This window comes from Streptomyces sp. NBC_00207, assembly GCF_045160965.1.
In the GTDB taxonomy this organism is placed as follows: domain Bacteria; phylum Actinomycetota; class Actinomycetes; order Streptomycetales; family Streptomycetaceae; genus Streptomyces.
Genome location: NZ_CP130715.1, coordinates 1,229,001 through 1,255,521, shown reverse-complemented (window position 1 = coordinate 1,255,521; position 26,521 = coordinate 1,229,001). Strand labels below are relative to the sequence as shown.

The window sequence follows — 26,521 nt, the reverse complement described above, 5'->3', positions numbered from 1 at the left end:
AAGACATGGCGGAGTCCAGACTGATCCAGGGCCGGTACCGGTCGCTCGATCTGATCGGGCGCGGCGGCATGGGCGAGGTGTGGCGCGCCCGCGACGAATCGCTGGGCCGGCACGTCGCGGTGAAGTGCCTCAAGCCGATCGGCGCCGAGCAGGACGCCCACTTCACCCAGGTGCTGCGCGAGCGGTTCCGGCGCGAGGCGCGCGTGGCCGCGTCCCTCCAGCACCGCGGTGTCACGGTCGTCCACGACTTCGGCGACGACAGCGCCGCGGGCGGTCCCCTCTACCTGGTCATGGAGCTCCTCGAAGGCCGCAACCTCAGCCAGCTCATGGAGGACAACGAGACCCGCCCGCTCCCCGTGGACGTGGTCGTCGACATCGCCGAGCAGATGGCCGCCGCCCTCGGCTACACCCACGACCAGGGCGTCGTGCACCGCGACCTGAAGCCAGCCAACATCATGCGGCTCACCGACGGCACCGTGAAGATCTGCGACTTCGGCATCGCCCGCCTCGCCCACGACATCGGCTTCACCGCCAAGCTGACCGGCGGCGGCATGGCCATGGGCACCCCGCACTACATGTCGCCCGAGCAGATCGCCGGCGGCGAGGTCGACCACCGCAGCGACCTCTACTCCCTCGGCTGCGTCCTCTACGAGATCGCCACCGGAGCCCCTCCCTTCGACCTCGGCGACTCCTGGTCGGTGCTGGTCGGCCACCGCGACACCCCGCCCGTGCCGCTGCGCGAGCACCGGCCCGAACTGCCCGCCTCCTTCGAGCGGGTGGTGCTGGACCTGCTCGCCAAGCGCCCCGAGGACCGGCCCGGCGACGCCCGCCACGTGCACCGCCGGCTCGTCGAGGCCCGGCTGGGACCGGGCGGCCTGCCCGGCGCCCAGGCCCCGCTCCCGGCGTGGGCCCGCGGGATGACCGCCGGGCGCAAGGCCGGGATCGACGCCCGCCCCGCGAGCGGCGAATGGGCCGTGCTCACCGGCTCCTGGACGGCCGCCCGCCCCGGCGGCGTACGGTCCGTCGCCCGCGCGAGCGGCGCGCAGCCCGTCGTCCGCCCGAGCGGCGGGCAGCCCCTCGTGGGCCCCGCCGCGCCCATCGTCCGCCCCGAGCCCGCCGAGGACCCGCGGCTCACCGCGGCGTACGGCCTCCCGCGCGGGGCCGGCCCCCGGGAGACCGGCCCCGACGCGCTCGCCGCGGGCCACGCGCGCGCCTACGCCCTGAGCCGCGCGGGCCGCCCCGAGGAGGCGCTCGCCGTGTACGCGGCCGTGGCCGACGGACGCGCGCGGGAACTCGGCCCGGACCACGCCGACACCCTCGCCGCGCGCCAGGAGACGGCGTACGAGCTGGGGCGGCTCGGACGCCACCAGGAGGCGCACGACACCTACCGCGCGGTGCTCGTCGCCCGCGAGCGGGCCACGGGCCCGCTCCACCCCGACACGCTGCGCTGCCGCCACAACCTGGCCTGCGCCCTGGGTGCGCTGGGCCGGTTCGCCGACGCCCACGCCACCGCCGTCGCGGTCGCCGCCGACCGGGCCGCCGTCCTGGGCCCCGAGCACGCGGACACCCTGCTGACCCGGTACGAGGCGGCGTACGCGCTCGGCCGGCTGGAGCGCTGGCAGGAAGCCCTGGCCGGCTTCCGAGAGGTCGCCGCCGTACGGGAACGGGTGCTCGGCCGCGACCACCCCGACACCCTGGCCGCACGCTACGAGGTCGGCATCGCGCTCGGCCGCACCGGGAACAGCGCCCAGGCCCTCGACCTGTTCCGGGCCCTGGTCCGCGACCGCACCCGCGCCTACGGGGCCGCCGACCCCGAGACCCTGCGCGCCCGGCACGTCCTCGGGGTCAACCTGGGCCGGCTGGAACGCTGGGAGGAGGCGGTGGCCGAGGCCCGGCAGGTCGGCGCGGTACGGGCCGAGGTGCTCGGCGTCGAGCACCCGGACACCCTGGTCAGCCGCCGGGAACTCGCCGTCGGGCTCGGCCGGCTGGGCCGCTGGGAGGAGGCTCTGCCCATCTACCGGGAGCTCTCGGGCATCCGCGAGCGGTCCCTGGGCGACGAGCATCCCGACACGGCGCTGGCCCACGCCGACGAAGCCCACTGTCTGGAGCAGCTCGGCCAGGTGTGTTACCAAGAGCCATGACGACCTTCGGGCGGGACGTGTACGACGACGTGATCGTGGGCGGCGGGCACAACGGCCTCGTTGCCGCCGCGTACCTGGCACGGGCGGGCAGATCGGTCCTCGTCCTGGAACGGCTCGGCAGCACGGGCGGGGCCGCGATCTCCAGCCGCCCCTTCACGGGCGTAGACGCCCGCCTCTCGCGGTACTCGTACCTCGTCTCACTGCTCCCGGCGAAGATCGTGCGCGACCTGGACCTGCGGTTCGCAGTGCGCCGGCGGACGATCTCCTCGTACACGCCCGTCGAACGGGACGGGCGGCCCGGCGGACTGCTCGTCGGCGGCGAGGAGCGCACCCGGGACTCCTTCGCCCGGCTGACCGGCTCGGACCGCGAGTACGAGAGCTGGCGCGCCTTCTACGGGACCACAGGGCAGGTCGCCCGGAAGGTGTTCCCCACCCTGACCGAGCCGCTGCCCACCCGGGCCGAGCTGCGGGCCCGGATCGACGACGAGGCCGCGTGGCGGATGCTGTTCGAGGAGCCGCTCGGGCAGGCGGTGGAGCGGCACTTCACGGACGACCTGGTCCGCGGGGTGGTCCTCACGGACGGGCTGATCGGCACCTTCGCGGACGCGCACGACCCCTCCCTGGCGCAGAACCGCTGCTTCCTCTACCACGTCATCGGCGGCGGGACCGGGGACTGGGACGTCCCGGTCGGCGGCATGGGCGCCCTGACGGACGCCCTCGCGGCCGCCGCGCGGGCCGCCGGCGCGGAGATCGCCACCGGCCACCAGGTGCTGCGGATCGACACGGACGGGACCGCTCCGGCCGAGGTGGTGTTCCGTACCGCCACGGGCGAGGGCCGGGTCGTGGGCCGCACGGTGCTGGTGAACGCCTCGCCGCGGGCCCTGGCCGAACTCCTCGGCGAGGCACCGCCGCAGGAGGTGCCCGAGGGCGCCCAGCTCAAGGTCAACATGCTGCTGCGCCGGCTGCCCCGGTTGAGGGACACCGCGGTGGACCCGCGCGAGGCCTTCGGCGGCACCTTCCACATCGCCGAGGGGTACGCCGAGCTCGCCCGGGCCCACGCGGAGGCCGCCACCGGGGAACTGCCGTCCGTACCGCCCTCGGAGATCTACTGCCACTCGCTGACGGATCCGACGATCCTCGGGCCGGAGCTGGTGGAGCAGGGCTACCAGACGCTCACCCTCTTCGGCCTGCACACCCCGGCCCGGCTGTTCGCACACGACAACCACCAGGCCCGCGAGGTACTGCTGACCGCCACCCTCGCGCAGCTCGACGCGCACCTGGCCGAGCCGCTCACCGACTGCCTCGCCTTCGACGCGGACGGCCGCCCGTGCATCGAGGCGAAGACCCCGCTCGACCTGGAACGCGAACTCGGCCTGCCCGGCGGGCACATCTTCCACCGCGACCTGTCCTGGCCCTTCGCCGAATCGGACGGGGGCGGGCGGTGGGGCGTGGAGACCGCCCACCGCAACGTCCTGCTGTGCGGCGCGGGGGCGGTCCGGGGCGGCGGGGTCAGCGGGGTCCCCGGGCACAACGCGGCGATGGCGGTGCTCGGGCACTGAGAGCAGGGTGTCGTCGCCGCCCGGAGGGCCGGGATGCCGCCCGGCTCGTGGAGGCGCCGGCGCCTGGCCGGAATCAGCCGGTCGTGAGCGCGCCTGCTCGTAGGGTCGAACTCATGGGTAACGTGAGCGGCGGGAGTGACATGAAGGCCATGAGCGACAGCGTGCGCACCGACGGGCAGTCGCGGCGCGGGGTCCTGAAGGCGGCCGTGGCCGGCGCGGGGGCGGTCGCCGCAGTGGGGGCGGCCACCTCCGCCGCGCATGCGAACGGGAGCAGCCGCGGCGCGCCCACCTTCGTCCTCGTCCACGGCTCCGGGAGCAACTCCTACGGATGGTCGCCCGTCCTGCGCGAACTCGGCGTGCGCGGGCACCGGGCGGTCGCGGTGGATCTGCCCGGGCACGGGGCGGGCGCGTACTTCCCGCTCTCCTACCAGACTCCCCAGGACCTGGAGCGGCTGCGCACCGAGCCCTCCCCGATCGCCGGGGTGACGCTGGCGGACTTCGCGGCGCACGTCGTGGACGTCGTGCGCGCCGTGCGCCGCAACGGCCCCGTGGTCCTGGTCGGCCAGAGCCTCGGCGGGGTGACGGTGAACGCGGTCGCCAACCAAGTGCCCGAGCTGATCTCGCACCTGGTGTACGCGTCCGCCTTCTGCCCGACCCGGCACGCCTCGGTGATGCAGCTGATGACGACACCGGAGGCGTCCACCAGCTCCCTGTTCCGGCTCACCGCCGTCCAGACCCCGCCGGAACTCGGCGTCAACCGGGTCAACTGGCGCTCGGGCGACCCCGCCTTCTTCGCGGCGGCCAAGGATGCGCTGGGCAGTGACCTGCCGGACGCCGAGGTGCGCGCGCTGCTCAACACCCTGGAGCCGGACGAGTCCGCCGCCATCGGGGCCGCCGACGCCCGGGGGCTGCCGGAGAAGTGGGGGCGGGTGCCGCGCACGTTCCTGCGCTTCACCGAGGACCGCTCCATCCCGCCGGCGCTGCAGGACCTGATGATCCGCGAGGCGGACGCGACGACACCGCGCAACCCCTTCCGCGTACGGTCCCTGGCCGCGCCGCACATCGGCCCCCGGGACGTGGCCGTGTGGGGGGACGAGCTGGAGCAGGTGGCGCGGATGTGCCGCTGAGGTGACGGAGTCCCCGGGCGGGGAAGGGCCCTGCCCGGGGAGGGTGTCGTCCGACGGGTCTCTCCGGCGGGGACGGTCCGTCCGACGGGGCCTATGCGACCGGCTCGATGATCACGATCGGGATCTCGCGGTCCGTCTTGGCCTGGTACTCGTCGTACGCGGGCCAGTGCTTCACCATCAGCGGCCAGTAGGCGGCGCGCTCCTCGGCGCTCGCGGTGCGGGCCACGCCCTGGAGGATCTCGGCGCCGACCTGAATGCGGACCTCGGGGTGCTCGGTCAGGTTCCGGAACCAGAGCGGGTGCTGGGGGTCGCCGCCCTTGGAGGCGACGAGCAGGTAGCGGCCGTCGGCTTCGCCGTAGATCAGGGGAGTGCGCACGGGGTTGCCGGAGACCCGGCCCACGGTGGTCAGCAGGAGGGTCTGGGTGCCCTTCCAGTACTGACCCTCGGCGCCGTTGGAAGCCACGTACTCCTTGACGTGGTCCAGCTGCCAGCTCCCCGGCCTGGGGTCGGTCGGGTTGTCCCAGTCGATGTCGGTGGTCACGGGATCCGCCTGCCTTCGGGTTGAACGGTCAACGAACCTCACCAACGAGTGCCAACGCCCGCGGGCACGGTGTCCATTCCACCCGGAACGGTGAATCCGTCGAAGAGGGCGTCCATCGCCCGGTGCGTGGCGCGGGCGGGGGTGGCCCGGACGGCGAGATCGCGGGCGGCCACGGCGAGCGGATGGGTGAGGGCGGCGATCCGGCCCGCACGGCGGGCGCGGACGCGGATGGCGTCGGTGCGTGCGCAGCGGGCCGCGCTGTAGGCGGTGAGGGCGGCCGGAACGTCCGCGGCGCCGGCCCCGTCCAGGAGATGGGCGAGGACCGCGGCGTCCTCGATGGCCTGGCAGCCGCCCTGGCCCAGGTTGGGGGTCATGGCGTGGGCGGCGTCGCCGAGCCAGGCGAGGCGCCCCTGGTGGAAGCGGGGGAGCGGAGCCGCCAGGTCGTACAGGTCGTGCTGGAGCACGGCCGCCGGGTCGATCCGCTCCAGCAGGGCCGGGATCGGGTCGTGCCAGGTGCCGTAGCGGCGCAGGAGCTCGGTGCGGACGTCGGCGGGGCGGTAGCCCTCGGGGACGACGGCGGTGGCGTAGACATAGACCCGGCCGTCGGCGAGCGGGACGACGCCGAAGCGCTCACCGCGGCCCCAGGTCTCGGCGGTGGCCGCCTCGGCGCGGCCCGCGGCGGCGGGCAGGACGGTGCGCCAGGCGGTCTCCCCGCTGTAGCGGAGGCCGGGGTGGTCCGGGAAGTACCGGCGCCGCAGCGGGCTGTTGATGCCGTCGGCGGCCAGCACCAGGTCGGCGCCCGCGAGATCGCCGGCCGAGGTGCGGACCACGGGCGAGCCGTCCGGATCGTCCACCGGGCCGACCGCGACGCCGTACCGTACCGAGCCTTCGGGGAGGGCTCCGGCCAGGGCGTCGGCGAGGGCCGAGCGGTGCACGGCGAGCGGCGGTCCGCCGTAACGGGCGGCCAGCGCGGCGGTGTCGGCGCGGCTCAGCCAGCGGCCGTCCGCGCGGCGCAGGCCCATCGCGGCGGGCACGGCACGGCCCACCGCGCGGGTGATGTCGAAGCCGATGGCGTCGAAGGCGCGCAGGGCGTTGGGCGCCAGGACGATCCCGGCGCCGACGGCGCTCGGCCCGGGCGCCCGCTCGCACACGGTGACCCGCCAGCCCCGCCGGTGCAGGGCCACGGCCGCGGTGAGTCCGCCGATCCCCGCGCCTGCCACGACCGCGTGACGCTGAAGTGCCGACATGACGAGTCCCCTTCCCCTCACTCTGCCCCGTCCTCTACATCTGTAGAGTCCGATGGAGTTCACTCTACAGCTGTAGAGTGAGGGGATGTCCACCCCTCGTCAGAGCGCACACGTCACGGACCGCAGGACGCTGATCGCCGACACCGCGATCGGCCTCGTGGCCGCCACCGGCCTCCGCGGCCTGACCCACCGCGCGGTCGACGGCGCGGCAGGGCTGCCGGCGGGCAGCACCTCGTACTACTTCCGTACGAGGACGGCCCTGATCGGCGCCTGCTATCAGCGGCTGGCCGATCTGGACCTCGGTGACCTGGACCTCGGCGAGCTGGACCTCGGTGACCTGGAGCTCGGTGACCACGGCGGTGAGAGCCCGTCCGCGCCCCCGGTGCTGGACCGGGAGGCGGCCGCGGGCGCGCTGGCCGGACTGCTGTACCGCTGGCTGACGGTGGGGCGCGAGCGCCAGCTGGCCCGCTTCGAACTCAGCCTGGAGGCGGCCCGCAACCCCGCTCTGGAGGCGGACTTCCTCCGGGCGGGGCAGGGGCCCCGGGCCCGGGCCGCGGGCATCCTCGCCGCACTCGGGTCCGACCGGCCCGAGGAGGCCGCCGAGCTGCTCGTCGCCTGGACGGACGGGCTCCTCTACGACCGGCTGGCCGGCGCCCTCGCCCGCTCCCGCGTGGCCCCGGACCCGGCCGAACTCGCCTCCGTCGCCCGCCGGATGATCGACGCGGCCCTCGCGCACGGTGGATAGGATCCGGTCATGATCGCTGAACTGCAGTGCGTGGTCCTGGACTGCCCCGACCCGCAGAAGCTGGCCGAGTTCTACCAGTCCCTGCTCGGCGGGAACGTCAACCAGCCGGACCGGCGCTGGGCGGTCGGCGAGGACTGGGCGACGCTCCACGCGCCGTCGGGTCAGGTCCTGGCCTTCCAGCGCGCGGCGGACCACCAGCCCCCGCGCTGGCCGGACCCCACCCGGCCGCAGCAGTTCCACCTGGACCTCGGCGTCCCGGACCTCGACCGTGCGCAGGAGCAGGTGCTGGCGGCCGGAGCGGCGCTGCTCGACGGGGGCGAGGGCGGGCGCAGCTGGCGGATCTTCGCGGACCCGGCGGGTCATCCCTTCTGTCTGGTCCGCCACTAGCGGGTGTCGCGTGTCCGGGTCCCGGGTGTCGGGGGGTCGGGGTGTCGGGTGTCCGACAAGTCGGACCCCGCCCGAACCGTTCAAGATCATCAGATGCAGAATGTCCGTATGCTGATACCGAACACGCCGAAGACGGCAGCGATCGACGATGCAGCGCTGATCAGCCGCTCCCTGGCCCGGGCCTTCGACGACGACCCGATGATGCGCTGGTTCTTCCCCGACGACTCCTCGCGCGAGGCGTCACTGGGCAGTTACTTCACGACGCTCTTCACCCGGCAGTACGTCTCCAACGCCGTGTGCGAGTTCACCGAGGCCGCGGCGGCCTTCTGGGTGCCGCCGGAGGCGCAGGCCAAGGCCGTTCCCGACGCCGAAACCATCCAGCAGCTGCGCACCATCCTCGGCGACCGGGCCGAGCTGTTCGGGGCCGCTGTCGAGGCGGCAGCCCAGCACACGCCCCGGGAACCGCACTGGTACCTCGCGGTGATCGGCGCCGACCCCGCCGCCCAGGGCACGGGCCAGGGGGCGGCCCTGCTGCGCTCGGGCCTGGCCAAGGCCGACGCGGCGGGCCTGCCCGCCTGTCTGGAGTCCTCCAAGGCGGCCAACCTTCCCTTCTACGAGCACTTCGGCTTCACCGTGCGCGAGGAGGTCCGGCTGCCCGGAGGCGGCCCGACCCTGTGGGCGATGCGCCGCGAACCGCAGCCTCCGGCCGGCACCCGGGCGGTGTGACGCACCGGGGCGGGCGGACCCGTCCGACTGCCTACGGACGACCGCCCGCCCCAGCCGGCCGCGCGCCCCGCGTCGTCCGCTCGACCACGGCGCCGGCGCCTGTTCGGGAGGGGCCGCCTTCCGTCGTAGGCTGCATCCCGCACGGGACGGACGGGAGGCTGAGATGGCCGAGACGGTGGTGGCCGAGACGGTGGTGGCCGGGGCGACGGTGGCCGAGGTGATGGCCGAACTGGCCGCGCTCGAGGACCCGAAGGCCCGCGCGGTCAACGAAAAACACGGTGTCGACCACGGCGTCAACCTCGGCAGGCTGCGCGCGCTCGCCAAGCGGCTGAAGACACAGCAGGAACTCGCGGCCGGGCTCTGGGCGACGGACGACACCGCGGCGAGACTGCTGGCGACCCTGATCTGCCGCCCGAAGGCCTTCGGACGCGACGAGCTGGACGCCATGCTGCGCGGGGCCCGCACCCCCAAGGTGCACGACTGGCTCGTGAACTACGTGGTGAAGAAGAACCCGCACCACGAAGAGCTGCGCGCGGCCTGGTGCGCCGATCCCGACCCGGTGGTCGCGAGTGCCGGCTGGGCGCTCACCACCGAACGCGTGGCGAAGAAGCCCGAGGGCCTCGACCTCGCCGGACTGCTCGACGTCATCGAGACCCAGATGAAGGACGCCCCCGGGCGCCTGCAGTGGGCGATGAACCACTGCCTGGCCCAGATCGGGATCGAGCACCCCGAGTACCGCGCCCGCGCCCTCGACATCGGCGAGCGCCTGGAAGTGCTCAAGGACTACCCGACCTCACCGGGCTGCACCTCTCCGTTCGCCCCCGTCTGGATCACCGAGATGGTGAGCCGGCAGCAGGACAAGTGACGACTCCCTAGGCGCCGGTTCCCGTGCGGACGCCGTACTTCCCGCCGCGGGACGCCATCTCCTTGACCACGGCGGCGGTGCGTCCGGTGACGCAGGCGCGCCGGAGGGAGTCGTCGGGGCGGGTGAACTGGCCCACCGCGTCCCTGCGTCCGAGGGTGACGGCCCGCGCGACGTAACGCAGGGAGTACGGCTCGGGCGTGCGGCCCTCGCTCAGGCGGGCCAGTGTGTCGGCCGCGTGAGCCGCCTGCGGCGTGGCGAGGGCGCAGGCGAAACGGCCTCCGGGCACGGCCGCGCAGTCGCCCACGACGAAGATCTGTTCGTCGTCGACGCTCCGCAGGTACGGGTCCACGAGCGCACGGCCCCCGGCATCGACCTTCAGACCGCTGCGTGCCGCGAGGTCGGGGACGCCGGACACGATCGCCCACAGGGTCAGGCCGGAGACGAACTCCCCTCCCGACCGAAGGCGCACCACGCCGTCGGCGACCTCCGTGACGCCGTCGTCCACGACGGCGACCTTCAGCCGCTCCAGTCCGGACCGGACCCGCTGGAACGCCCGGTGGGAGAAGTCCCGGCCGACCGACGACCCGACGATCCGCACCTGGAGGTCCGGCCTCGCCTCGGCCACCTCCGCCGCCGTCTCCACGCCCGTCGAGCCGCCCCCGATCACCGTGACCGTGCAGCCCGCAGGAAGCGCGGCGAGTGCCACCCGGGCCTGCTCGGCGCCCTCCCACGTGCCCACGGGGACGGTGCCCGGCATCGGCCGCACCGTGCTGCCCACGGCGAGGAACGCGCAGTCGAAGCCGACGCTCGCGCCGTCGTCGAGGACGACACTGCCGTCGCCGACCTTGTCGACCGCGGCGACCCGAAGAGCGATCCCGTCGCGCAGCATCGACGCGAGCGGCGTCGCGGCGGCGGCGGTCCCCGCGATCTGCTGGTGCAGCCGCACGCGCTCCACGAAGTCGGGGCGCGGGTTGACCACCGTGATCTCGGCGGTCCTCACCTTCCTGGCGATCCGGTTCGCCGCGAGCATCCCCGCGTATCCGGCGCCCACCACTACCACCTTCATGTCGGCCTCCTGCCTCGGTGACTGGTCGGACATGAGATGCCGGCGGGCCGGGTCCTGTGACACCCCTCCCAGGTGTCGCGCGTCAAAGGGAACGAGGTGTCACAGGACGGCGGGTTTCGGTGTCTTGTGGGTGACACGGTCGACGGCCAAGAGACAGAACAAGCAGCAGGAACCGAAGGAAGCAGGAGACACGGCATGAGTGAGGACGATCGCCGTCCCGACCCCGCCACCGAGGCGTTCGTCACCCACCGCAACCTGCTCTTCACCGTCGCCTACGAGATGCTCAGGTCGGCGGTGGACGCCGAGGACGTCCTCCAGGAGACCTGGCTGCGCTGGGCGGCCGTCGATCTCGACACGGTGCGCGAGCAGCGGGCGTACCTGGTCCGGATCGCCACCCGGCAGGCGCTCGGCCGGCTGCGCACGCTCGGCCGGCGCAAGGAGTCGTACGTCGGCCCCTGGCTGCCCGAGCCGCTGCTCACCGCGCCGGACGTGGCCGAGGACGTCGAGCTGGCCGACAGCATCTCGATGGCGATGATGCTGGTCCTCGAGACGCTCGCACCGACCGAGCGGGCGGTGTTCGTGCTGCGCGGCGTCTTCGACCTCGGGTACGAGGAGATCGCGGAGGCCGTCGACAAGACCCCGGCCGCGGTCCGCCAGATCGCCCACCGGGCGCGGGCGCACGTGGCCGCGCGCCGCCGGCGCGGCGTCGCCTCCGCGGCCGAGACCCGGGCCGCGCTCGGGGCCTTCCAGCGGGCCGTCGAGACCGGAGACCTGCAGAACCTGGTCGACCTCCTCGCGCCGGACGTCGTCGCCCTGAGCGACGGCGGGGGCATCAAGCAAGCCATGCCGCGGCCCACCGTGGGGGCCGAGAAGGTCGCCCGCCTGCTGGCCGCCGGCGTGGCGGCGTGGGGACCCGTGTCGACGCTGGAGCCGGCGCAGATCAACGGCCATCCGGCTCTGATCGTGCGGATCGACGGGGAGATCGACCTGGTCGTGGCCCTGCGGGTCGACGACGGGGTCATCACCGGCATCTACACGGTGCGCAACCCGGAGAAGCTGACGCGCATGGACCGGGAAACCGCTGTGAGCCGCTGAGTCCGATGGACCCCGTCGACGACCGCACCCAGGTCACCGCACCCACGTCACCTCGACCACGTCACCTCGCCCTAGTCCGCGGAGCGGGTCCAGCCGGCGGCCTCGAGGCGGATGGCGTCGGCGGGGCGGTCTTCCGAGAAGAGGAGGCGGGCCGGTTCCGACACGCGGATGACGTCCACGTAGATCCCGCGGCCGACGTAGCGGCCGGTCGCGGTGTGGCGGAAGCGCAGGTGTACCTCCCGGCCCGGCCCGGTGGTGGTGAGGGGGGCCTCGAGGCGGTGCCAGATGCGGCCGGACCAGCCGCTAACCGATCCGCGGGGCCATGGCTCGGGCGTGCCGCCTGTGGACCGGAGGGTGCTGAAGGGCAGCGGTTCCCAGTGCTCCCCGTCGGATGAGACCTCCAGGTGCAGGGCGCCCTCGCCGGGCACGGTGTCCCACCACACGGCGCAGCGCAGCCGGGCGGCGGCCGTGGCCGGGGTGAGCGGGGGAAGGGTGAGCGTGCCGGAGGCGCCCGGCTCGATCCCGGAGAACCAGGCCGTGCCGCCGTGCCGGGTACGGACCGGGACGGCGCGGGCGAAGCGGTTGCCGGCGGCGACGCGCGGCGCGCTGCCGGCCCGCCAGGTGCGCACGGGGTGGACGGAGTTGCCGAGCAGGATCAGGAAGGAGTCGGTGGAGGGGTCGAGGACGAGGGAGGTGCCGGTGAAGCCGGTGTGGCCGGCGGAGTGCGGGGTGGCCATGGCGCCCATGTACCAGTGCTGGTAGAGCTCGAAGCCGAGGCCGTGGTCGTCGCCGGGGAAGGCGGTGTTGTAGTCCGTGAAGAGCAGCTCGACGGAGGACGGGCGCAGGATGCGCTTGCCCGCGTAGACGCCGCCGTCGAGGAGGGTGCGGGCGAGGACCGCCAGGTCCCAGGCGGTGCCGAAGACGCCGGCGTGGCCCGCGACGCCGCCGAGCGCGTACGCGTTCTCGTCGTGGACCTCGCCCCACACCAGTCCGCGGTCCAGGCCGGACCAGGGCGGGCGCTGCACCTCGGTGGCGGCGGTGACCCGGCGCCAGGAGAGCGGTGGGTTGTAACGAGTGCGGTGCATCCCGAGTGGAGCAGTGATCTCGTCGTGGAGCAGTACATCCAGAGTGCGACCGGTGATCTGTTCCAAGAGCAGCTGGAGGGTGATCAGGTTCAGGTCGGAGTACCGGTAGACCGTTCCAGGGGTCTCCTGAGGCCTCACCGACCACAGCAGCCTCAGGCGACCCTCCCGTGTGGACTCCTTGTAGAAGGGTGCCCAGGAGCGCAGCCCCGAGGTGTGCGTGAGCAGTTGACGGACGGTGATCACCTCCTTGCCGCCCCCGGTGAACTCCGGCAGGTACCGGCGTACCGGAGCCTCCAGCTCCAAGCGCCCCCGCTCCATCTGCTGCACGGCCAGGATGGAGGTGAACAGCTTGGTCAGCGAGGCCAGATCGAAGACGGTGTCCTCGGCCATCGCGATCCGCTCGGCCGCCGGGAACTCCCGTACCCGGTCGGTCCGCCCGTCGTAGTCCGCGTAGCGCACGGCCTCGCCCATGGCCCGGTGCAGGGCGATGGTGCGGCCCCGGCCCGCGAGGACCACCGCACCGGCGTAGTAGGGGTGTTCGGGGGAGGGGCCGAGGAACCGCCGGGCTTCGTCCGCGACCCCTTCGAGGTGCTTCTCCAGCAGCCCGGCCTGGCGGGCGGAGCCGTACCGCAGCCGCAGTCCCTGGAGCGCGCGTCGCTCGGCCGGGTTGCCCGAGGCCCCGGCAGCGGCGCCGGGCAGCGCGGCGTGCAGGACGAGCACCCCGCCGAGCGCGAGCAGCCGCGCCCCGAGCCGGCGGCGGCTCAGCACTCGCCCCGGCTCGCCCCCGCCTTCGCGCTCACGCCCGCAGCCCTGTCGGGGCGGAACCTCCGCAGCGTCCCCGCCGTCGTGCCCGTGCCCGAGTGCAGGCGCGTGCCCGTGCGCAGGCCCGTGCTCGTGCGGTTGCTCGCGGCCGGTGCCGCCCGTCCGTTCCGTGCCGGCCTCCGCCACCGCTTCGGCCCCCGTGTCCGCTGCCATGTCCGGCCCTCCTCATCCGCATTCCGCATCCCGCGCCCGCTGTCCGATGCCGACCGCGCGCCGTCCCCCGCCCGCATCGGCCGGGCCGCCGCTCCCGGCGCCCGCCCCGCGCCACCGGGCCGGACCCGGCAGGTGCCGGGTGCGCCGCAGGCGAACGGGCCTCGGGCCCCCGCGGATCCGCCGAGCGCGCCGCAGGCGATCCGCACGCTAGTGGGTATCTGCCCGCCCGTCGGGCACCCTCCGCACCGACCGGCCCGCAAAGAATCTGACACAGCATCAGAAAATCTCTTCCCTCACATGCCGGGCTGCGGCATCCTGCCGCCCATGGAGACGGAGCTGAGCAAGAAACTGGGAGTCGAGCACGCCATCTTCGGCTTCACGCCCTTCCCGGCGGTCGCCGCGGCCATCACCCGCGCGGGTGGGTTCGGCGTACTCGGTGCGGTCCGCTACACCGCTCCCGACGACCTCAAACGCGACCTCGACTGGATGCAGGCGCACACCGACGACAAGCCCTACGGCCTCGACGTCGTCATGCCCGCCAAGAAGGCCGTCGACGGCATCAGCGAAGCCGACATCGAGGCGATGATCCCGGCCGGGCACCGCGCATTCGTCCGCGACACCCTCGCCAAGCACCACGTGCCCGAGCTCGCCGAAGGCGAGGCCTCCGGCTGGCGGATCACCGGCTGGATGGAGCAGGTCGCCCGCAACCAGCTCGACGTCGCCTTCGACTACCCCATCAAACTCCTGGCAAACGCCCTCGGTTCCCCGCCCGCCGACGTCATCGCCCGCGCCCACGACCACGGCGTCCTCGTCGCCGCCCTCGCCGGCAGCGCCAAGCACGCCCGCCGCCACGCGGAAGCCGGCATCGACATCGTCGTCGCCCAGGGCTACGAGGCCGGCGGCCACACCGGCGACATCGCCACCATGGTCCTGGTCCCCGAGATCGTCGAGGCCGTTGCCCCGCTCCCGGTCCTGGCCGCCGGCGGCATCGGCAGCGGCGAGCAGATCGCCGCCGGACTCGCCCTCGGCGCCCAGGGCGCCTGGCTCGGCTCCCTCTGGCTCACCACCACCGAGGCCGACCTCCACTCGCGCGCCCTCACCGCGAAGCTGCTCGCCGCGGGCTCCGGCGACACGGTCCGCTCCCGCGCGCTCACCGGCAAGCCCGCCCGCCAGCTCCGTACCGAGTGGACCGACGCCTGGGACGACCCGGAAGGCCCGGGCGCGCTCCCCATGCCCCTCCAGGGCCTGCTCGTCGCCGAGGCCGTCTCCCGGATCCAGAAGTACGAGGTCCAGCCGCTGCTCGGCACCCCCGTCGGCCAGATCGTCGGGCGGATGAACAGCGAACGCAGCGTCCAGGCCGTCTTCGACGACCTCACCAGCGGCTTCGAGCGCGCCATCGACCGCATCAACCGCATCGCCGGCCGGGCCTGAGAGGTGTGATCAGCATGAGTGACCAGCCCCCCAACGGCTTTTGGGCCCAGGCGGCCGCCGATCCCGAGCGCACCGTCCTCGTCACCCCCGAAGGCGAGGAGTGGACCGCCGGCCGGCTGCACGCCGACGTCAACCGCCTCGTCCACGGCCTGCGCGCCGCAGGCCTGCAGAAGGGGGACGTCTTCGCCGTCGTCCTCCCCAACGGCGTCGAGTTCCTCACCGCCTACCTCGCCGCCTCCCAGGCCGGCTTCTACCTCGTCCCCGTCAACCACCACCTCGTCGGCCCCGAGATCGCCTGGATCGTCTCCGACTCCGGGGCCAAGGTGCTCATAGCCCACGAACGCTTCGCCGACGCCGCCACCGCCGCGGCCGACGAGGCGGCCCTCCCCGCGAGCCACCGCTACGCCGTCGGAGCGGTCGCGGGCTTCCGCCCGTACGGGGACCTCCTCGCCGGGCAGCCCGGGACGGCCCCCCGGGAGCGCACCCTCGGCTGGGTCATGAACTACACCTCCGGCACCACCGGCCGCCCGCGCGGGATCCGCCGCCCGCTGCCCGGCAAGCTCCCGGAAGAGACGTACCTCGGGGGCTTCCTCGGCATCTTCGGCATCCGCCCCTTCGACGGCAACGTCCACCTGGTCTGCTCGCCGCTCTACCACACGGCCGTCCTCCAGTTCGCCGGCGCCGCCCTGCACATCGGGCACCCGCTGGTCCTGATGGACAAGTGGACCCCGCAGGACATGCTGCGCCTGATCGACCGGCACGCCTGCACGCACACCCACATGGTCCCCACGCAGTTCCACCGGCTGCTCGCGCTCCCGCAGGAGACGAAGGACGCGTACGACGTCTCCTCGATGCGGCACGCCATCCACGGCGCCGCGCCCTGCCCCGACCACGTCAAACGGGCGATGATCGACTGGTGGGGCGGCTGCGTGGAGGAGTACTACGCGGCGAGCGAGGGCGGCGGCGCCTTCGCGACCGCCGAGGACTGGCTGAAGAAACCGGGAACCGTGGGCAAGGCCTGGCCGATCAGCGAACTGGCCGTCTTCGACGACGACGGCAACCGGCTGCCCGCCGGGGAACTGGGCACCGTCTACATCAAGATGAACACCGGCGGCTTCAGCTACCACAAGGACGAGGGCAAGACGAAGAAGAACCGCATCGGCGACTTCTTCACCGTCGGCGACCTCGGCCTGATGGACGAGGAGGGGTACCTCTTCCTCCGCGACCGCAAGATCGACATGATCATCTCCGGCGGGGTGAACATCTACCCGGCCGAGATCGAGTCGGCCCTGCTCACCCACCCGGCCGTCGCGGACGCCGCCGCCTTCGGCATCCCGCACGCCGACTGGGGCGAAGAGGTCAAGGCGGTCATCGAACCGGCCGAGGGCTTCGTCGCGGGCGACGCGCTCGCCGCGGAGATCCTGCACCACTGCGAACGCCACCTCGCCGGCTACAAGCGCCCCAAGACGGTCGACTTCATCGAGACGATGCCGCGCGATCCCAACGGCAAGCTCTACAAGCGGCGGCTGCGCGACCCGTACTGGGAGGGCCACGACCGGGCCATGTGATCGCGCGGGACCCGGCTGACCGGGCCGATCCGCCGGTCCCGCTCGTCCTGCCCGTCCCGCTGATCCCGCGTCACCAGCGGGTGAAGTCGTAGACCGCCGAGCAGTAGGGGTCCTCGGCCTCCGAGGCGTTCGAGTCGAGCTCGTCGCGTACGAGGGAGGGCAGCGCCGCCATCGTCCCGGTGAACCCCCCTCGTACGGCTCCCCCCTCGTACCGCAGGGAGATGTCCACGCCGATCCGCGGGGCCGGCCGGGCAGCCGCGGCGGCGCCGGCCGTCCGGTCGACGTACAGCCGTACCGTGTCGGGGCCGACCAGCAGGAAGCCGCCGAGCAGCAGCTCCGGCTCGGGGTCCGGATCCCCGCCGTAGTACCCGATCATGGAGACGGCGGCGTGGAGCGCATCGGTGAGGTCGTACACGGGCTCCTCCATGAACCGCCAGGTCGCGGGGCGGGCGTCGACGACGGGGATGCCCAAGCCGTCCACGGACGTGGCGGCGGCCGGGTCCGGGCCGGCGGCGGCCAGCTGCCGCAGCACCGCGGCGATGACGCTCCACGGGACGTTGCCGTCGTGGAAGTCTTCGACCAGGGGCAGGTCGTAGGCGACCGAACTGTCCAGGTCGCGGCCGTCCCACAGGACCACGCGGGTGGTGTCCGGGCGTCCCGGCGGCTGCACCACCCCGCGTACGGGCCGGCCCGCGCCCCCGGCGGCGCCCTCGGCCCCGGGCGCCGGGGAGACGTGGCGCTGCAAAGCCCGGACCACGACGCGGTGCAGGCGGTTCAGGTCCTCCTCGGTCCAGGGCGAGGGTGCGTCCGCTGAGGTCATGCCCCATTCTGCGGTGCCGTGCCCGGGTTTCCGGGACACCGCACCTGACGCCCCGCCACGCCCGACACTCCCGCCACGCGTGACGCGGACGACACCACACTTGAGGGGCATTTCTGGCAAGTTTGCTTATATGAGTACGGCTACCCGCAGATCCGCCCTGACCGACTGGACCCTCGTGGTCCCCCTGGTGGCGCTCGTCGCGCTCGTCCTCAGCTGGGGACGCGACCTGCCCGCGCTCGGGGTGGTGCTGGTCGCGCTCTGCCTCGCGGGCGCGGTGCTGGCGGCCGTCCACCATGCCGAGGTCGTCGCCCACCGGGTCGGGGAGCCCTTCGGCTCCCTCGTGCTCGCCGTCGCGGTCACCGTCATCGAAGTGGCCCTCATCGTCACCCTGATGGCCGACGGCGGGGACAAGACCGCCTCGCTCGCCCGGGACACGGTCTTCGCCGCCGTCATGATCACCTGTAACGGCATCGTCGGCCTGTCCCTGTTCGTCAGAGCCCTGCGCAACCGGGTCGCGGTCTTCAACCCCGAGGGTTCCGGCGCGGCCCTCGCCACCGTCGCGACCCTCGCCGTCCTCAGCCTGGTGCTGCCCACCTTCACCACGAGCAAGCCCGGCCCGGAGTTCTCCACCGCCCAGCTGACCTTCGCCGCCGTCGCCTCGCTCGCCCTGTACGGCCTGTTCGTCGCCGTCCAGACCGTCCGCCACCGGGACTACTTCCTGCCCGTGGAAACCGAGCGGCCGGCCGACGAGCCCGACGGCCAAGGCGGCCAAGGCGAGAACGAGGACCACGCCGTCCCGCCCACCGCCCGCGCCGCCCTGATCAGCCTCGGCCTGCTGGTGGTCGCGCTCGTCGCGGTGGTCGGCGACGCCAAGGCCGTCTCCCCGACCATCGAGAAGGGCGTCGCCGACGCCGGCCTGCCCAACGCCGTCGTCGGCGTGATCATCGCCCTGCTCGTCCTGCTGCCCGAGACCCTGGCCGCCGTCCGCGCCGCCCGCCGCGGCCGCGTCCAGACCAGCCTCAACCTGGCCTACGGCTCCGCCATCGCCAGCATCGGCCTGACCATCCCGGCCATTGCCCTGGCCTCGATCTGGCTCTCCGGCCCGCTCCTGCTCGGCCTCGGTCCGGTCCACATGGTGCTGCTCGCCCTGACCGTCGTGGTCAGCGCCCTCACCATCGCCCCCGGCCGCGCCACCCTGCTCCAGGGCGGTGTGCACATCGTGCTGCTGGCCGCGTACCTCTTCCTGGCCGTCAGCCCCTGAGGGCCGGCGGCCGGGAAGAGGCCGTGGTCAGCGCCGCTCGCGGGCCCAGACCACCTTCAGCTGCGGCGAGGTGAGGATGTCCCGCTCGCAGAACCGGGCCGTGACCCAGCGCTCCTGGGAGAACAGCCTGGTCTGGTCCGCGGAGTACGGCGAGCCGGGGTCCGAGGACTGCCCGTACGTCAGCAGGGTGCGCGCCACCGGGCAGGGGCCGCGGTCCCAGCCAACCGCCTGGATGTGGCTGGAGCCGTGCCTGACCTCCGGGTACCCGCCGGCCGCCGCGTCCCACGGAGCCTCGATCTTGTTCCAGACGCCGAGCGCCTCGGTGCCGCCGCCCACCGGCAGTTTCTGCCCGCCCCGCACCACGAACTGGTGCTCGCCCAGCGGGGCGTCCAGCGCGATCCCGGCCGCCCTCAGCTCGGCCACCGCGTCCGCGAGCGCCCGCCCGAGGCCGGGCGCCGCCTGGTTGAGCGTACGGGGGGTGCGGACGGGATCGGCCGCCGAGAACGGCACCAGCCACAGGTCCTTGGCCGCGGTCGAAGCCGTCAGCCTGCGCCAGAACCGGTCGAAGAGGAGCGCGCCGCGGCTGGAGGTGTCGGCCGTACGGTCCCAGCCCGCCAGGACCGGACAGGCGGCCGAGACGTCCACCGCGCTCCCGTCGCTGCCGGCGGCCGTGCCGCCGGGCAGGGCGGCGCAGGCCTTCGCCGCGTCCGACGCCGCCAGATCACCGGCCGGGACCCGGTTGGCGAACTGCTGCTTCTGGAGGTCCGCCACCGTCAGCCCGCCCTTCGCGGCCATCGCCGCCACGTCCTCGACGGCGCCGCGCGTGCGCAGGGACCGCGGGGTGGCGATGTTGCCCCAGACCCGCTCGTAGCCGGTCAGCGGCCGGTCGGCATGGGCCAGCCAGGCGCTGTCGTTGGAGTTCTCGGCGTACGGCGCGTCGCGCAGCGTCGGCGCTTTCGCGGGGCCGAAGACGCCCGGCTGCACCGCGTCCGGGTCCGAGCCGAGCGCGCAGTCGCCGCGCGCGCCGTCCAGCACCGCAAGCCCCGAGGCCGGGTACGTGGCCCGGCCCAGCGGCGTGGAGCAGCGGGCCGCGAGCTCGTCGGTGATCCGGGGGAGCACCTGGGACTGGGTGAAGAGGGTGCCGCCCGCCGAGTCGGCCGCCATCGTGTTGACCCAGGGCAGGCCTTGCGTGCGGGCCAGCGCATCCTGGATCCCGGCGACCGAGCGGGCCTTGCCCATCGCCAGGGCGGTGTCGGAGCCGCGCAGGTTCGCCGCGTTGGGATCGTTCAGCGCGTACGCCGTGCCGGCCGTCCAGGGCAGCGGGAGGCCCGGGCCGAGGTTCGAGACGACCGGTCCGTAGCGCGTCCACCACTGGGTACGGGTGACCGGATCACCGCCGGACACCGGGACGGTGACGGTCCGCCGGGTCATCCTCTCCGGCTTGCCGTCGACCAGGTAGGCGGTCGGATCGGCCGGGTCGAGGACGAGCTGGTGCAGGCTGACGGGCGTGCCGGTGGCCACGGTGTGGCTCCACGCCACCTTCTCGTTGAAACCGATGTTGACCACGGCGGTGCCGAGGAGGGAGCCGCCCGAGACGTTCAGCCTGCCCGGGATGGTCTGCTGCGACTGCCAGAAGCGGCGCCCGCCCTGCCACGGATAGTGCGGGTTGCCGAGCAGCAGCCCGCTGCCGCTCGCCGTGGTGGAACCGGCGAAGGCCACTGCGTTGGAGCCCATGTCGTACCGGCTGGTGTCGAAGAACTCGCGCGCCGCCTCGGCCGCCTTCGCCGGATCGGGCTCGGAGGCCGGGCCGCGGGCCTGCGCCGGCGCGCCCGGCGCCGGCGCGGCGGGTGGCTGTGCGCCCGGGGGCTGGGTGGCGGGCGGCTGGGCGGTCGTGATGCCGTCGATGCCGCGCCCCTGGCCGCCGAGGACGGAGACCGCGAAGCCGCGGGCGGCCACGTCGGTGGTGGTGACCGGGCGGACCCAGGCGGCGCCCTTGCAGGCGGGGTCGCTGGTCCTGTTCTGGGCGAGCCAGGCGTTGTACCCGGCGGCCCAGCCGCGCATCAGCTCCTTGAGGTCCTTCGTGGGACCGGCCGGGGCGGGGGTCGCCAGCAGCTTCTCCACCGTGCCGGACTCGCGGACGCCCTTGAAGTACAGATCGCTGGAGAGGTTCCGGGTCGCGGAGGAGAGGGATCCGTCGGGTGCGGCATCGGGCCCGAACCAGCGCGAACGCTCACCGGCGACGGTCACGAACCCGTCGGCGAGGACACAGACCTGGTCGGCCGCCTGAGCCCAGCCGGTGCCGAAGCCGAGCTGGGCGTAATCGCGGGCGAGGATGTGGGGGATGCCGTTCTCGGTGTACCGGATGACGGCGGACAGACCGCCGCCGGCCGGTATCCGGTCACCGGTCGCCGCCGAGGCCTGCGGCACCGCGGCCGTGGCCGCGAGCAGCGCGGCGCCGGTGAGGGCGACGCGGCGGAGTATCGGACGGGTGCTGAGGTGCAAAGTGCCTCCCAAGTAGCCTGCGGATGGGCATGGTTGCCCGTGGGACAGGCGGTGCGTCCGTGCCCTCACACTCATGCAGCCGGTCCGATGATCTGTCAACATCCTGTTTGGTATCCCGGTTATTGACCTTGGGAGTGCGGAGGACGAGGATCGCGCCATGACGGCATCGCGAGCAGGACGGGCGGAGCAGACCGTGCGGGAAGGGCGGGCGGAGCAGGCCGTGCGGTGCAACACGGTCGACGGGCTGGTGCGCGACACCGCACGACGGGTTCCCGACCGCCTCGCCGTCCGCTACCGCGACCGGAGCTGGACGTACGCGGAACTCGACGCGGCCGTCACCACCGGCGCCGCCGTCCTGCGGGAGCGGTTCGGGCTGGCCGAGGGCGACCGCGTCGCCACCTTCGCCCACAACAGCGACGCCTATCTCCTGGCCTTCCTCGCCTGCGCCCGGGCCGGACTCACCCACGTCCCGGTGAACCAGAACCTCACCGGCGAGGACCTCGCGCACATCCTGGACGACTCCGCGAGCGCCCTGGTCCTCGCCGACCCGGACCTGGCCGGGCGGGTCCCCGGCGGACATCCCCTACGGGCGCTGCGCGACGAACCCGGCTCCTTCCTCGCGGCACTGGCCGAGCCGCTGGCCTTTGAACACGACGCGGACCCGGGCCGGGTGGCGCAGCTGCTCTACACCTCGGGGACCACCGCCCTGCCCAAGGGCGCGATGATGACCCACCGGGCCCTCGCCCACGAGTACGAGAGCGCGATCGAGGCGCTGGACCTGGCCGAGGAAGACCGGCCGGTGCACTCGCTGCCGCTCTACCACTCGGCGCAGATGCACGTCTTCCTGCTGCCGTACCTCGCGGTGGGGGCGCGCAACACCATCCTGGACGCACCGGTCGCGGAGCAGGTCTTCGACCTGGTGGAGGCGGGGGAGGCGGACAGTCTCTTCGCCCCACCCACCGTGTGGATCGGCCTGGCCAACCACCCGGAGTTCGCGGTGCGTGAGCTGGGCGCGCTGAGGAAGGCGTACTACGGGGCCTCGATCATGCCGGTTCCGGTCCTGGAACGGCTGCGCGAGCGGCTGCCCGGCCTCGGCTTCTACAACTGCTTCGGCCAGAGCGAGATCGGCCCGCTGGCCACCGTGCTCGGGCCGGACGAACACGAGGGGCGCATGGACTCCTGCGGGCGGCCGGTGCGCCACGTCGAGGCGAAGGTCGTCGACGAGGACGGCAAGGACGTGCCGGACGGAACGGCGGGCGAGGTGGTCTACCGCTCGCCACAGCTGTGCCTCGGCTACTGGAACGACCCGGCGGCCACGGAGAAGGCCTTCCGGGACGGCTGGTTCCGCTCGGGCGACCTCGCGGTGCGCGATGCGCAGGGATACTTCACGGTCGTGGACCGGGTGAAGGACGTCATCAACTCGGGCGGGGTACTGGTCGCCTCGCGCCAGGTGGAGGACGTGCTCTACACGCACCCGGGGGTGGCGGAGGCTGCGGTGGTCGGGCTGCCGGACGAGCGGTGGATCGAGGCGGTCACGGCGGTGGTGGTCCCGCGCGGGGAAGTGACCGAGGCGGAGCTGATGACGTACGCACGGGAGAGGCTCGCCCACTTCAAGGCCCCGAAGCGGGTGCTCTTCGTGGACGCCCTCCCGCGCAACGCCAGCGGCAAGATCCTCAAGCGGGAACTCCGCGACCGCTTCGCGGACACCTCCGACTCCTAGGCCGCTCTCCCGGCTCGGGCCCGGCCCGCGCCCGGCCACCGCCGGGCCCCTATCCGGCTGAGGGCGGAGCGGCAGCCGATGTCTCGTTCGCCCGGCGGCGTCGGTGGTACGCGACGGTGAGGATCGCCAGGAGCGGGCCCCAGGCGAGGAGCGGGGCGTACGCCGTCCACAGCGCCCAGGCGGCCGGACCGCTGGTGGGGGAACCCTCGCCGTTCTCGTTCATCGGCTCCACGAAACCGAAGATCTGGTTCAGCACGGCGTACGCGCAGAACATCATGATCAGCGTTGCCCCGAGTGCGGCCGGAACGACCGCCACCGGGATCGGGATCCGTCTGCCGCGCAGCCCCGGCACCCAGCGCGGGACGACTTCGCCCCACGGCCGCACCAGCCCGAGGGCGAGCAGCGCGAGTCCTTCGGAGACCAGGGACAGCCCGATCACGTACGGGCGTTCCCACACCGCCCACTGGTAGTCCGCGTCGTAGCCGGCCAGGCCCAGCACCAGCGCGACACGCCATAACCCGGACGGCAGGACACACAGCGGGATGGCATGGGCCACCCGGACCGCCCAGCGGGGAACGGGCTCGACGGGCTCGCGGCCGGCCGGCACGCCGATGGGCACCTTGGCTGCCGTTGATTCTGCTGTGTCCCTGGCATGCGTGGTCATACGTGCCCCCCGGCGAGATCCGACGTCGTCAACCTTCGCGTGCGGGGTGGGTGCTCAGCGTCCGCCGCCGGGTTGACCGGTGATCATCCCTGCGACGGAAGCCGGGGGCGACCACAGGATGACGCCGCCGGGCGCCTTTGAAGGGTCTCCCGCAGCCGCGCGCTCACCTGGCCTCGGGCGGAACGGGCGTGGCCTGGTGGTAGTACATCTGCCACCCGGCTCCCGCACCCCGCTTGCGCCAGAGCGAACTCCGTCGTGCCCGATCCCCGCCGATCACGGTCTCGTAGGTGAGGTGCACCAGCCCGGGCGCCAGCATGACGCCGATCATCTCCGAGGGCTCATAGCGCGGGCCGTCTTCCGCTGCGCCGTCCATCTCGGGCAACGCGGCGAGCATTTCCTCATACGTCCACCGCCGGCCCGAGGCGCCGACCTCCACGAACTCCGGGTCAAGGAGTTGCCGGGCCAGCGACTTCGACATGCGCACGGTGGGGTCCATCAGGCGCAGCTCACCTGCGATCGCTTCATCCACCCCGTCGGTTTCTCTGCTCATGTGCGCATCCTCGCCCAGGTGGCCGAGTCCACCGCAACCGGGTTGAACGCGCCCGGGACCCGGCCGGCGCGGTCAGTGCGGCGGGCGCGGCCAGTGGGGGTGCGGGGCGTGGGGCGGGAAGGCCTCGGGGGGCAGGAGCCCGCTGTTGCGCAGGCGCCGCAGGGTGAGGTGTTCGTGGACGAGGCGGCCGACGAGCGCGCCGCCGTAGACCACGAAGCCGACGCCGACCAGCCAGGACTGGACGACCAGCAGGGTGCCGAAGGGGCCGTACGTCACCGCATTGGACGCGATGAGCGGGGAGAACACCAGCTGCGAGAAGATCCGCAGCCCCAGCAGGCCGAGACTGGTCGCCACCGCTCCCGGCACCAGGGCCCGCCAGCGGACCCGGCCGCCGAGCAGCAGACGCTGTGAGGCGACGAAGAACAGGCAGGTGCCGAGGAGGTCGCCCACCGTGCCGGAGATCGTGCCGATGGCGTCGTTCGAGGGCGCGGGGATCTCGACGAGCAGGGCGAGGTAGCAGACCAGCAGGGCGAGCCAGACGACGTGCCGCCACATGGTGTGCCAGCGGGCGGTCGGCAGGTCCCAGACCTTCTCGTACCCGGTCTGCACGGCCGAGCCGAAGGTCAGGCCGAACACGGCGAGCGCGGCCAGACCGAAGGCGGTGGTCCGCTCCAGTGCCAGGTCCGCGGCACTGAACAGCATTTCGACCCGGGCCCGCGAGGACGGCGCCACCCCGAGCGCCTGGCCGAGCCACCGGCCGAAGCCGGAACCGCTGCCGGGTGCGGCGGCCGCGACGACCACCAGCAGCGGCACCAGCGTGAGGAACCCGAGGGCCGCGAAGCCCATCGCCCGGTGCATCAGCTCCATCTCCCGGCCCCGGCTCCAGGCCAGCCCGATGTGGGAGCCCTGGAGCCGGTCGTGGAGCTGCCGGAAGGTCGAGGTCACAGGTCATGCACTACCCGGGAGGGCGATCCCGCTCCCGGGAGCCGCCCGGAATTGGGCCCGAAGGGGTGGTTTCAGCCGCCCGGACGCGTGTCCGCAACCTCCCCCGCACTGCGGAGGTCCACCAGCCGCTTGATCTTCCCCACCGAACGCTCCAGGGTCTCCGGGTCGACGACCTCGACCCGGACGGAGACCCCGATCCCCTCCTTGACGGCCCGGACCACCTGGGCGGCTGCGGTCGCCCGCCCCTCCGCGTCCGTCTCCCGCCGGGCCTCCACCCGTACCGTCAGGGCGTCCATCCGTCCTTCCCGGGTCAGCCGCAGCTGGAAGTGCGGAGCCAGGCCGGCCGTCCGCAGGAGTATCTCCTCGATCTGGGTCGGGTACAGGTTCACCCCACGCAGGATGATCATGTCGTCGCTGCGGCCGGTGATCTTCTCCATCCGGCGGAACGCGGGCCGGGCCGTGCCGGGCAGCAACCGCGTCAGATCCCGGGTGCGGTAGCGGATGACGGGCATGGCCTCCTTGGTGAGCGAGGTGAACACCAGCTCGCCCTGCTCGCCCTCCGGCAGGACCGCGCCCGTCAGCGGATCGACCACCTCCGGGTAGAAGTGGTCCTCCCAGATGTGCAGGCCGTCCTTGTGCGAGGCGAACTCCTGCGCCACGCCCGGTCCCATGACCTCGGACAGGCCGTAGATGTCCACCGCGTCTATGCCGAGCCGCTCCTCGATCTCCCGCCGCATCTCCTCGGTCCACGGCTCCGCGCCGAAAATGCCGGTGCGCAGCGAGGTGGCGCGGGGATCGATGCCCTGGCGCTCCATCTCGTCGAGCAGGGTGAGCATGTAGGACGGGGTCACCATGATGACCTCCGGCCGGAAGTCCTCGATGAGCCGGACCTGGCGGTCCGTCATCCCGCCCGAGGCGGGCACGACCGTACAGCCAAGGCGCTCCGCACCGTAGTGCGCGCCGAGGCCGCCGGTGAACAGCCCGTAGCCGTAGGCGATGTGGACGATCTGGCCGGGCCGGCCGCCCGCCGCACGTATGGACCGGGCGACGACATCGGCCCAGGTGGAGAGGTCCCCGTCGGTGTACCCCACGACCGTGGGGCGCCCGGTGGTGCCGCTGGAGGCGTGGATGCGGCGCACCTCGGAGCGGGGCACGGCGAACATCCCGAAGGGGTACTGGTCCCGCAGATCGGCCTTGGCGGTGAAGGGGAACAGGGCGAGATCGGCGAGCGAGCGGCAGTCGTCGGGATGGACGCCCGCCTTGTCGAAGGCCTGCCGGTAGAACGGCACGTTTTCGTAGGCACGGTGCAGGGTCGCGCGCAGCCGCGTCAGCTGGAGGGCGGCCAGCTCGTCGCGGCCCAGCCGCTCGCCTTCGTCGTGGAGATCCGCCTGCACCGCCATGCCGTCACCTCATCCTGAGTGAACCGAACGATCATTCGGTAGATTGCCAGGGTCGGGCAGGCTAAATCAATGACTCGAACGAGTGATCGTCTGTTGTGATG

Annotated in this window: 22 protein-coding genes; 12 read left to right on the top strand and 10 right to left on the bottom strand. The window is 73.3% G+C overall.

The features are described 5' to 3' along the window. Positions 1 to 5 precede the first annotated feature (5 nt). From OG472_RS06340 to OG472_RS06330, 3 genes are all read left to right on the top strand, one after another. Positions 6 to 2,141, top strand: coding sequence for a protein kinase domain-containing protein (locus OG472_RS06340; RefSeq protein WP_405828365.1), 2,136 nt, complete (start codon positions 6 to 8; stop codon positions 2,139 to 2,141). Beyond that, positions 2,138 to 3,700: a phytoene desaturase family protein gene (locus OG472_RS06335; protein WP_405941094.1), complete on the top strand. Its 1,563-nt coding sequence runs from the start codon at positions 2,138 to 2,140 to the stop codon at positions 3,698 to 3,700. The genes OG472_RS06340 and OG472_RS06335 overlap by 4 nt, the downstream gene beginning before the upstream one ends. A gap of 113 nt (positions 3,701 to 3,813) precedes the next feature. Continuing rightward, positions 3,814 to 4,827, top strand: a complete 1,014-nt coding sequence (locus OG472_RS06330; protein ID WP_405941093.1) for an alpha/beta fold hydrolase — start codon at positions 3,814 to 3,816, stop codon at positions 4,825 to 4,827. 91 nt (positions 4,828 to 4,918) lie between these two features. On the opposite strand, the gene OG472_RS06325 is transcribed toward OG472_RS06330, so the two are convergent. After that, positions 4,919 to 5,368 carry a nitroreductase family deazaflavin-dependent oxidoreductase gene (locus tag OG472_RS06325; RefSeq protein WP_401603504.1) on the bottom strand — a complete coding sequence of 150 codons (450 nt, stop codon included), beginning with the start codon at positions 5,366 to 5,368 and terminating at the stop codon, positions 4,919 to 4,921. 38 nt (positions 5,369 to 5,406) lie between these two features. Next, positions 5,407 to 6,615 carry an FAD-dependent monooxygenase gene (locus tag OG472_RS06320; protein ID WP_405941092.1) on the bottom strand — a complete coding sequence of 403 codons (1,209 nt, stop codon included), beginning with the start codon at positions 6,613 to 6,615 and terminating at the stop codon, positions 5,407 to 5,409. Positions 6,616 to 6,700: 85 nt separating this feature from the next. Here OG472_RS06320 and OG472_RS06315 point away from each other — a divergent pair, with 85 nt between their 5' ends. The 4 genes from OG472_RS06315 (at position 6,701) to OG472_RS06300 (ending at position 9,338) form a co-directional block, all read left to right on the top strand. Then, positions 6,701 to 7,360, top strand: a complete 660-nt coding sequence (locus OG472_RS06315; RefSeq protein ID WP_405828360.1) for a TetR/AcrR family transcriptional regulator — start codon at positions 6,701 to 6,703, stop codon at positions 7,358 to 7,360. A gap of 9 nt (positions 7,361 to 7,369) precedes the next feature. Next, entirely contained in the window at positions 7,370 to 7,747 is a 378-nt protein-coding gene (locus OG472_RS06310) for a VOC family protein (RefSeq protein WP_401603497.1), read from the top strand. A gap of 108 nt (positions 7,748 to 7,855) precedes the next feature. Further along, positions 7,856 to 8,473: a GNAT family N-acetyltransferase gene (locus OG472_RS06305; RefSeq protein WP_401603495.1), complete on the top strand. Its 618-nt coding sequence runs from the start codon at positions 7,856 to 7,858 to the stop codon at positions 8,471 to 8,473. Positions 8,474 to 8,636: 163 nt separating this feature from the next. After that, on the top strand, positions 8,637 to 9,338 hold the full coding sequence (locus OG472_RS06300; protein ID WP_405941091.1) for a DNA alkylation repair protein: 702 nt from the start codon (positions 8,637 to 8,639) through the stop codon (positions 9,336 to 9,338). Positions 9,339 to 9,345: 7 nt separating this feature from the next. On the opposite strand, the gene OG472_RS06295 is transcribed toward OG472_RS06300, so the two are convergent. Further along, a complete protein-coding gene (locus tag OG472_RS06295) occupies positions 9,346 to 10,404 on the bottom strand; it encodes an NAD(P)/FAD-dependent oxidoreductase (protein WP_405941090.1) in 1,059 nt (352 codons plus the stop codon). Between the two features lie 195 nt (positions 10,405 to 10,599). On the opposite strand from OG472_RS06295, the gene OG472_RS06290 reads away from it, so the two are divergent. Next, positions 10,600 to 11,499, top strand: a complete 900-nt coding sequence (locus OG472_RS06290) for an RNA polymerase sigma-70 factor (protein WP_405941089.1) — start codon at positions 10,600 to 10,602, stop codon at positions 11,497 to 11,499. A gap of 71 nt (positions 11,500 to 11,570) precedes the next feature. Here the strand turns inward: OG472_RS06290 and OG472_RS06285 are convergent, their stop codons facing one another. Further along, positions 11,571 to 13,559 (bottom strand): serine hydrolase, encoded by a 1,989-nt coding sequence (locus OG472_RS06285; protein WP_405941088.1) that lies wholly within the window; start codon positions 13,557 to 13,559, stop codon positions 11,571 to 11,573. A 324-nt stretch (positions 13,560 to 13,883) separates the two neighbouring features. On the opposite strand from OG472_RS06285, the gene OG472_RS06280 reads away from it, so the two are divergent. After that, positions 13,884 to 14,990 carry an NAD(P)H-dependent flavin oxidoreductase gene (locus OG472_RS06280; protein ID WP_405941087.1) on the top strand — a complete coding sequence of 369 codons (1,107 nt, stop codon included), beginning with the start codon at positions 13,884 to 13,886 and terminating at the stop codon, positions 14,988 to 14,990. Between the two features lie 14 nt (positions 14,991 to 15,004). After that, on the top strand, positions 15,005 to 16,558 hold the full coding sequence (locus tag OG472_RS06275) for an acyl-CoA synthetase (RefSeq protein WP_405941086.1): 1,554 nt from the start codon (positions 15,005 to 15,007) through the stop codon (positions 16,556 to 16,558). A gap of 70 nt (positions 16,559 to 16,628) precedes the next feature. Here the strand turns inward: OG472_RS06275 and OG472_RS06270 are convergent, their stop codons facing one another. After that, the gene (locus OG472_RS06270) at positions 16,629 to 17,378 is read right to left on the bottom strand and encodes a hypothetical protein (RefSeq protein ID WP_405941085.1); all 750 of its coding nucleotides are present in this window, start codon (positions 17,376 to 17,378) and stop codon (positions 16,629 to 16,631) included. A gap of 130 nt (positions 17,379 to 17,508) precedes the next feature. Between OG472_RS06270 and OG472_RS06265 the strand changes: the two genes are divergently transcribed. Then, positions 17,509 to 18,639 (top strand): calcium:proton antiporter, encoded by a 1,131-nt coding sequence (locus OG472_RS06265; RefSeq protein WP_401603475.1) that lies wholly within the window; start codon positions 17,509 to 17,511, stop codon positions 18,637 to 18,639. A gap of 27 nt (positions 18,640 to 18,666) precedes the next feature. On the opposite strand, the gene OG472_RS06260 is transcribed toward OG472_RS06265, so the two are convergent. Then, entirely contained in the window at positions 18,667 to 21,141 is a 2,475-nt protein-coding gene (locus tag OG472_RS06260; RefSeq protein WP_405941084.1) for a penicillin acylase family protein, read from the bottom strand. Positions 21,142 to 21,298: 157 nt separating this feature from the next. Between OG472_RS06260 and OG472_RS06255 the strand changes: the two genes are divergently transcribed. Next, positions 21,299 to 22,861: a fatty acyl-CoA synthetase gene (locus tag OG472_RS06255; RefSeq protein WP_405941083.1), complete on the top strand. Its 1,563-nt coding sequence runs from the start codon at positions 21,299 to 21,301 to the stop codon at positions 22,859 to 22,861. Between the two features lie 49 nt (positions 22,862 to 22,910). Here OG472_RS06255 and OG472_RS06250 read toward each other — a convergent pair whose 3' ends face one another. From OG472_RS06250 to paaK, 4 genes are all read right to left on the bottom strand, one after another. Beyond that, positions 22,911 to 23,525 carry a hypothetical protein gene (locus OG472_RS06250; protein ID WP_405941082.1) on the bottom strand — a complete coding sequence of 205 codons (615 nt, stop codon included), beginning with the start codon at positions 23,523 to 23,525 and terminating at the stop codon, positions 22,911 to 22,913. A 163-nt stretch (positions 23,526 to 23,688) separates the two neighbouring features. Continuing rightward, positions 23,689 to 24,075: a DUF4440 domain-containing protein gene (locus OG472_RS06245; protein ID WP_405828341.1), complete on the bottom strand. Its 387-nt coding sequence runs from the start codon at positions 24,073 to 24,075 to the stop codon at positions 23,689 to 23,691. A 72-nt stretch (positions 24,076 to 24,147) separates the two neighbouring features. Continuing rightward, positions 24,148 to 25,020 carry a YhjD/YihY/BrkB family envelope integrity protein gene (locus OG472_RS06240; RefSeq protein WP_401603462.1) on the bottom strand — a complete coding sequence of 291 codons (873 nt, stop codon included), beginning with the start codon at positions 25,018 to 25,020 and terminating at the stop codon, positions 24,148 to 24,150. 71 nt (positions 25,021 to 25,091) lie between these two features. After that, complete coding sequence (gene paaK / locus OG472_RS06235; protein WP_401603459.1) at positions 25,092 to 26,420, bottom strand: phenylacetate--CoA ligase PaaK; 1,329 nt, start codon at positions 26,418 to 26,420, stop codon at positions 25,092 to 25,094. Positions 26,421 to 26,521: the final 101 nt, after the last annotated feature.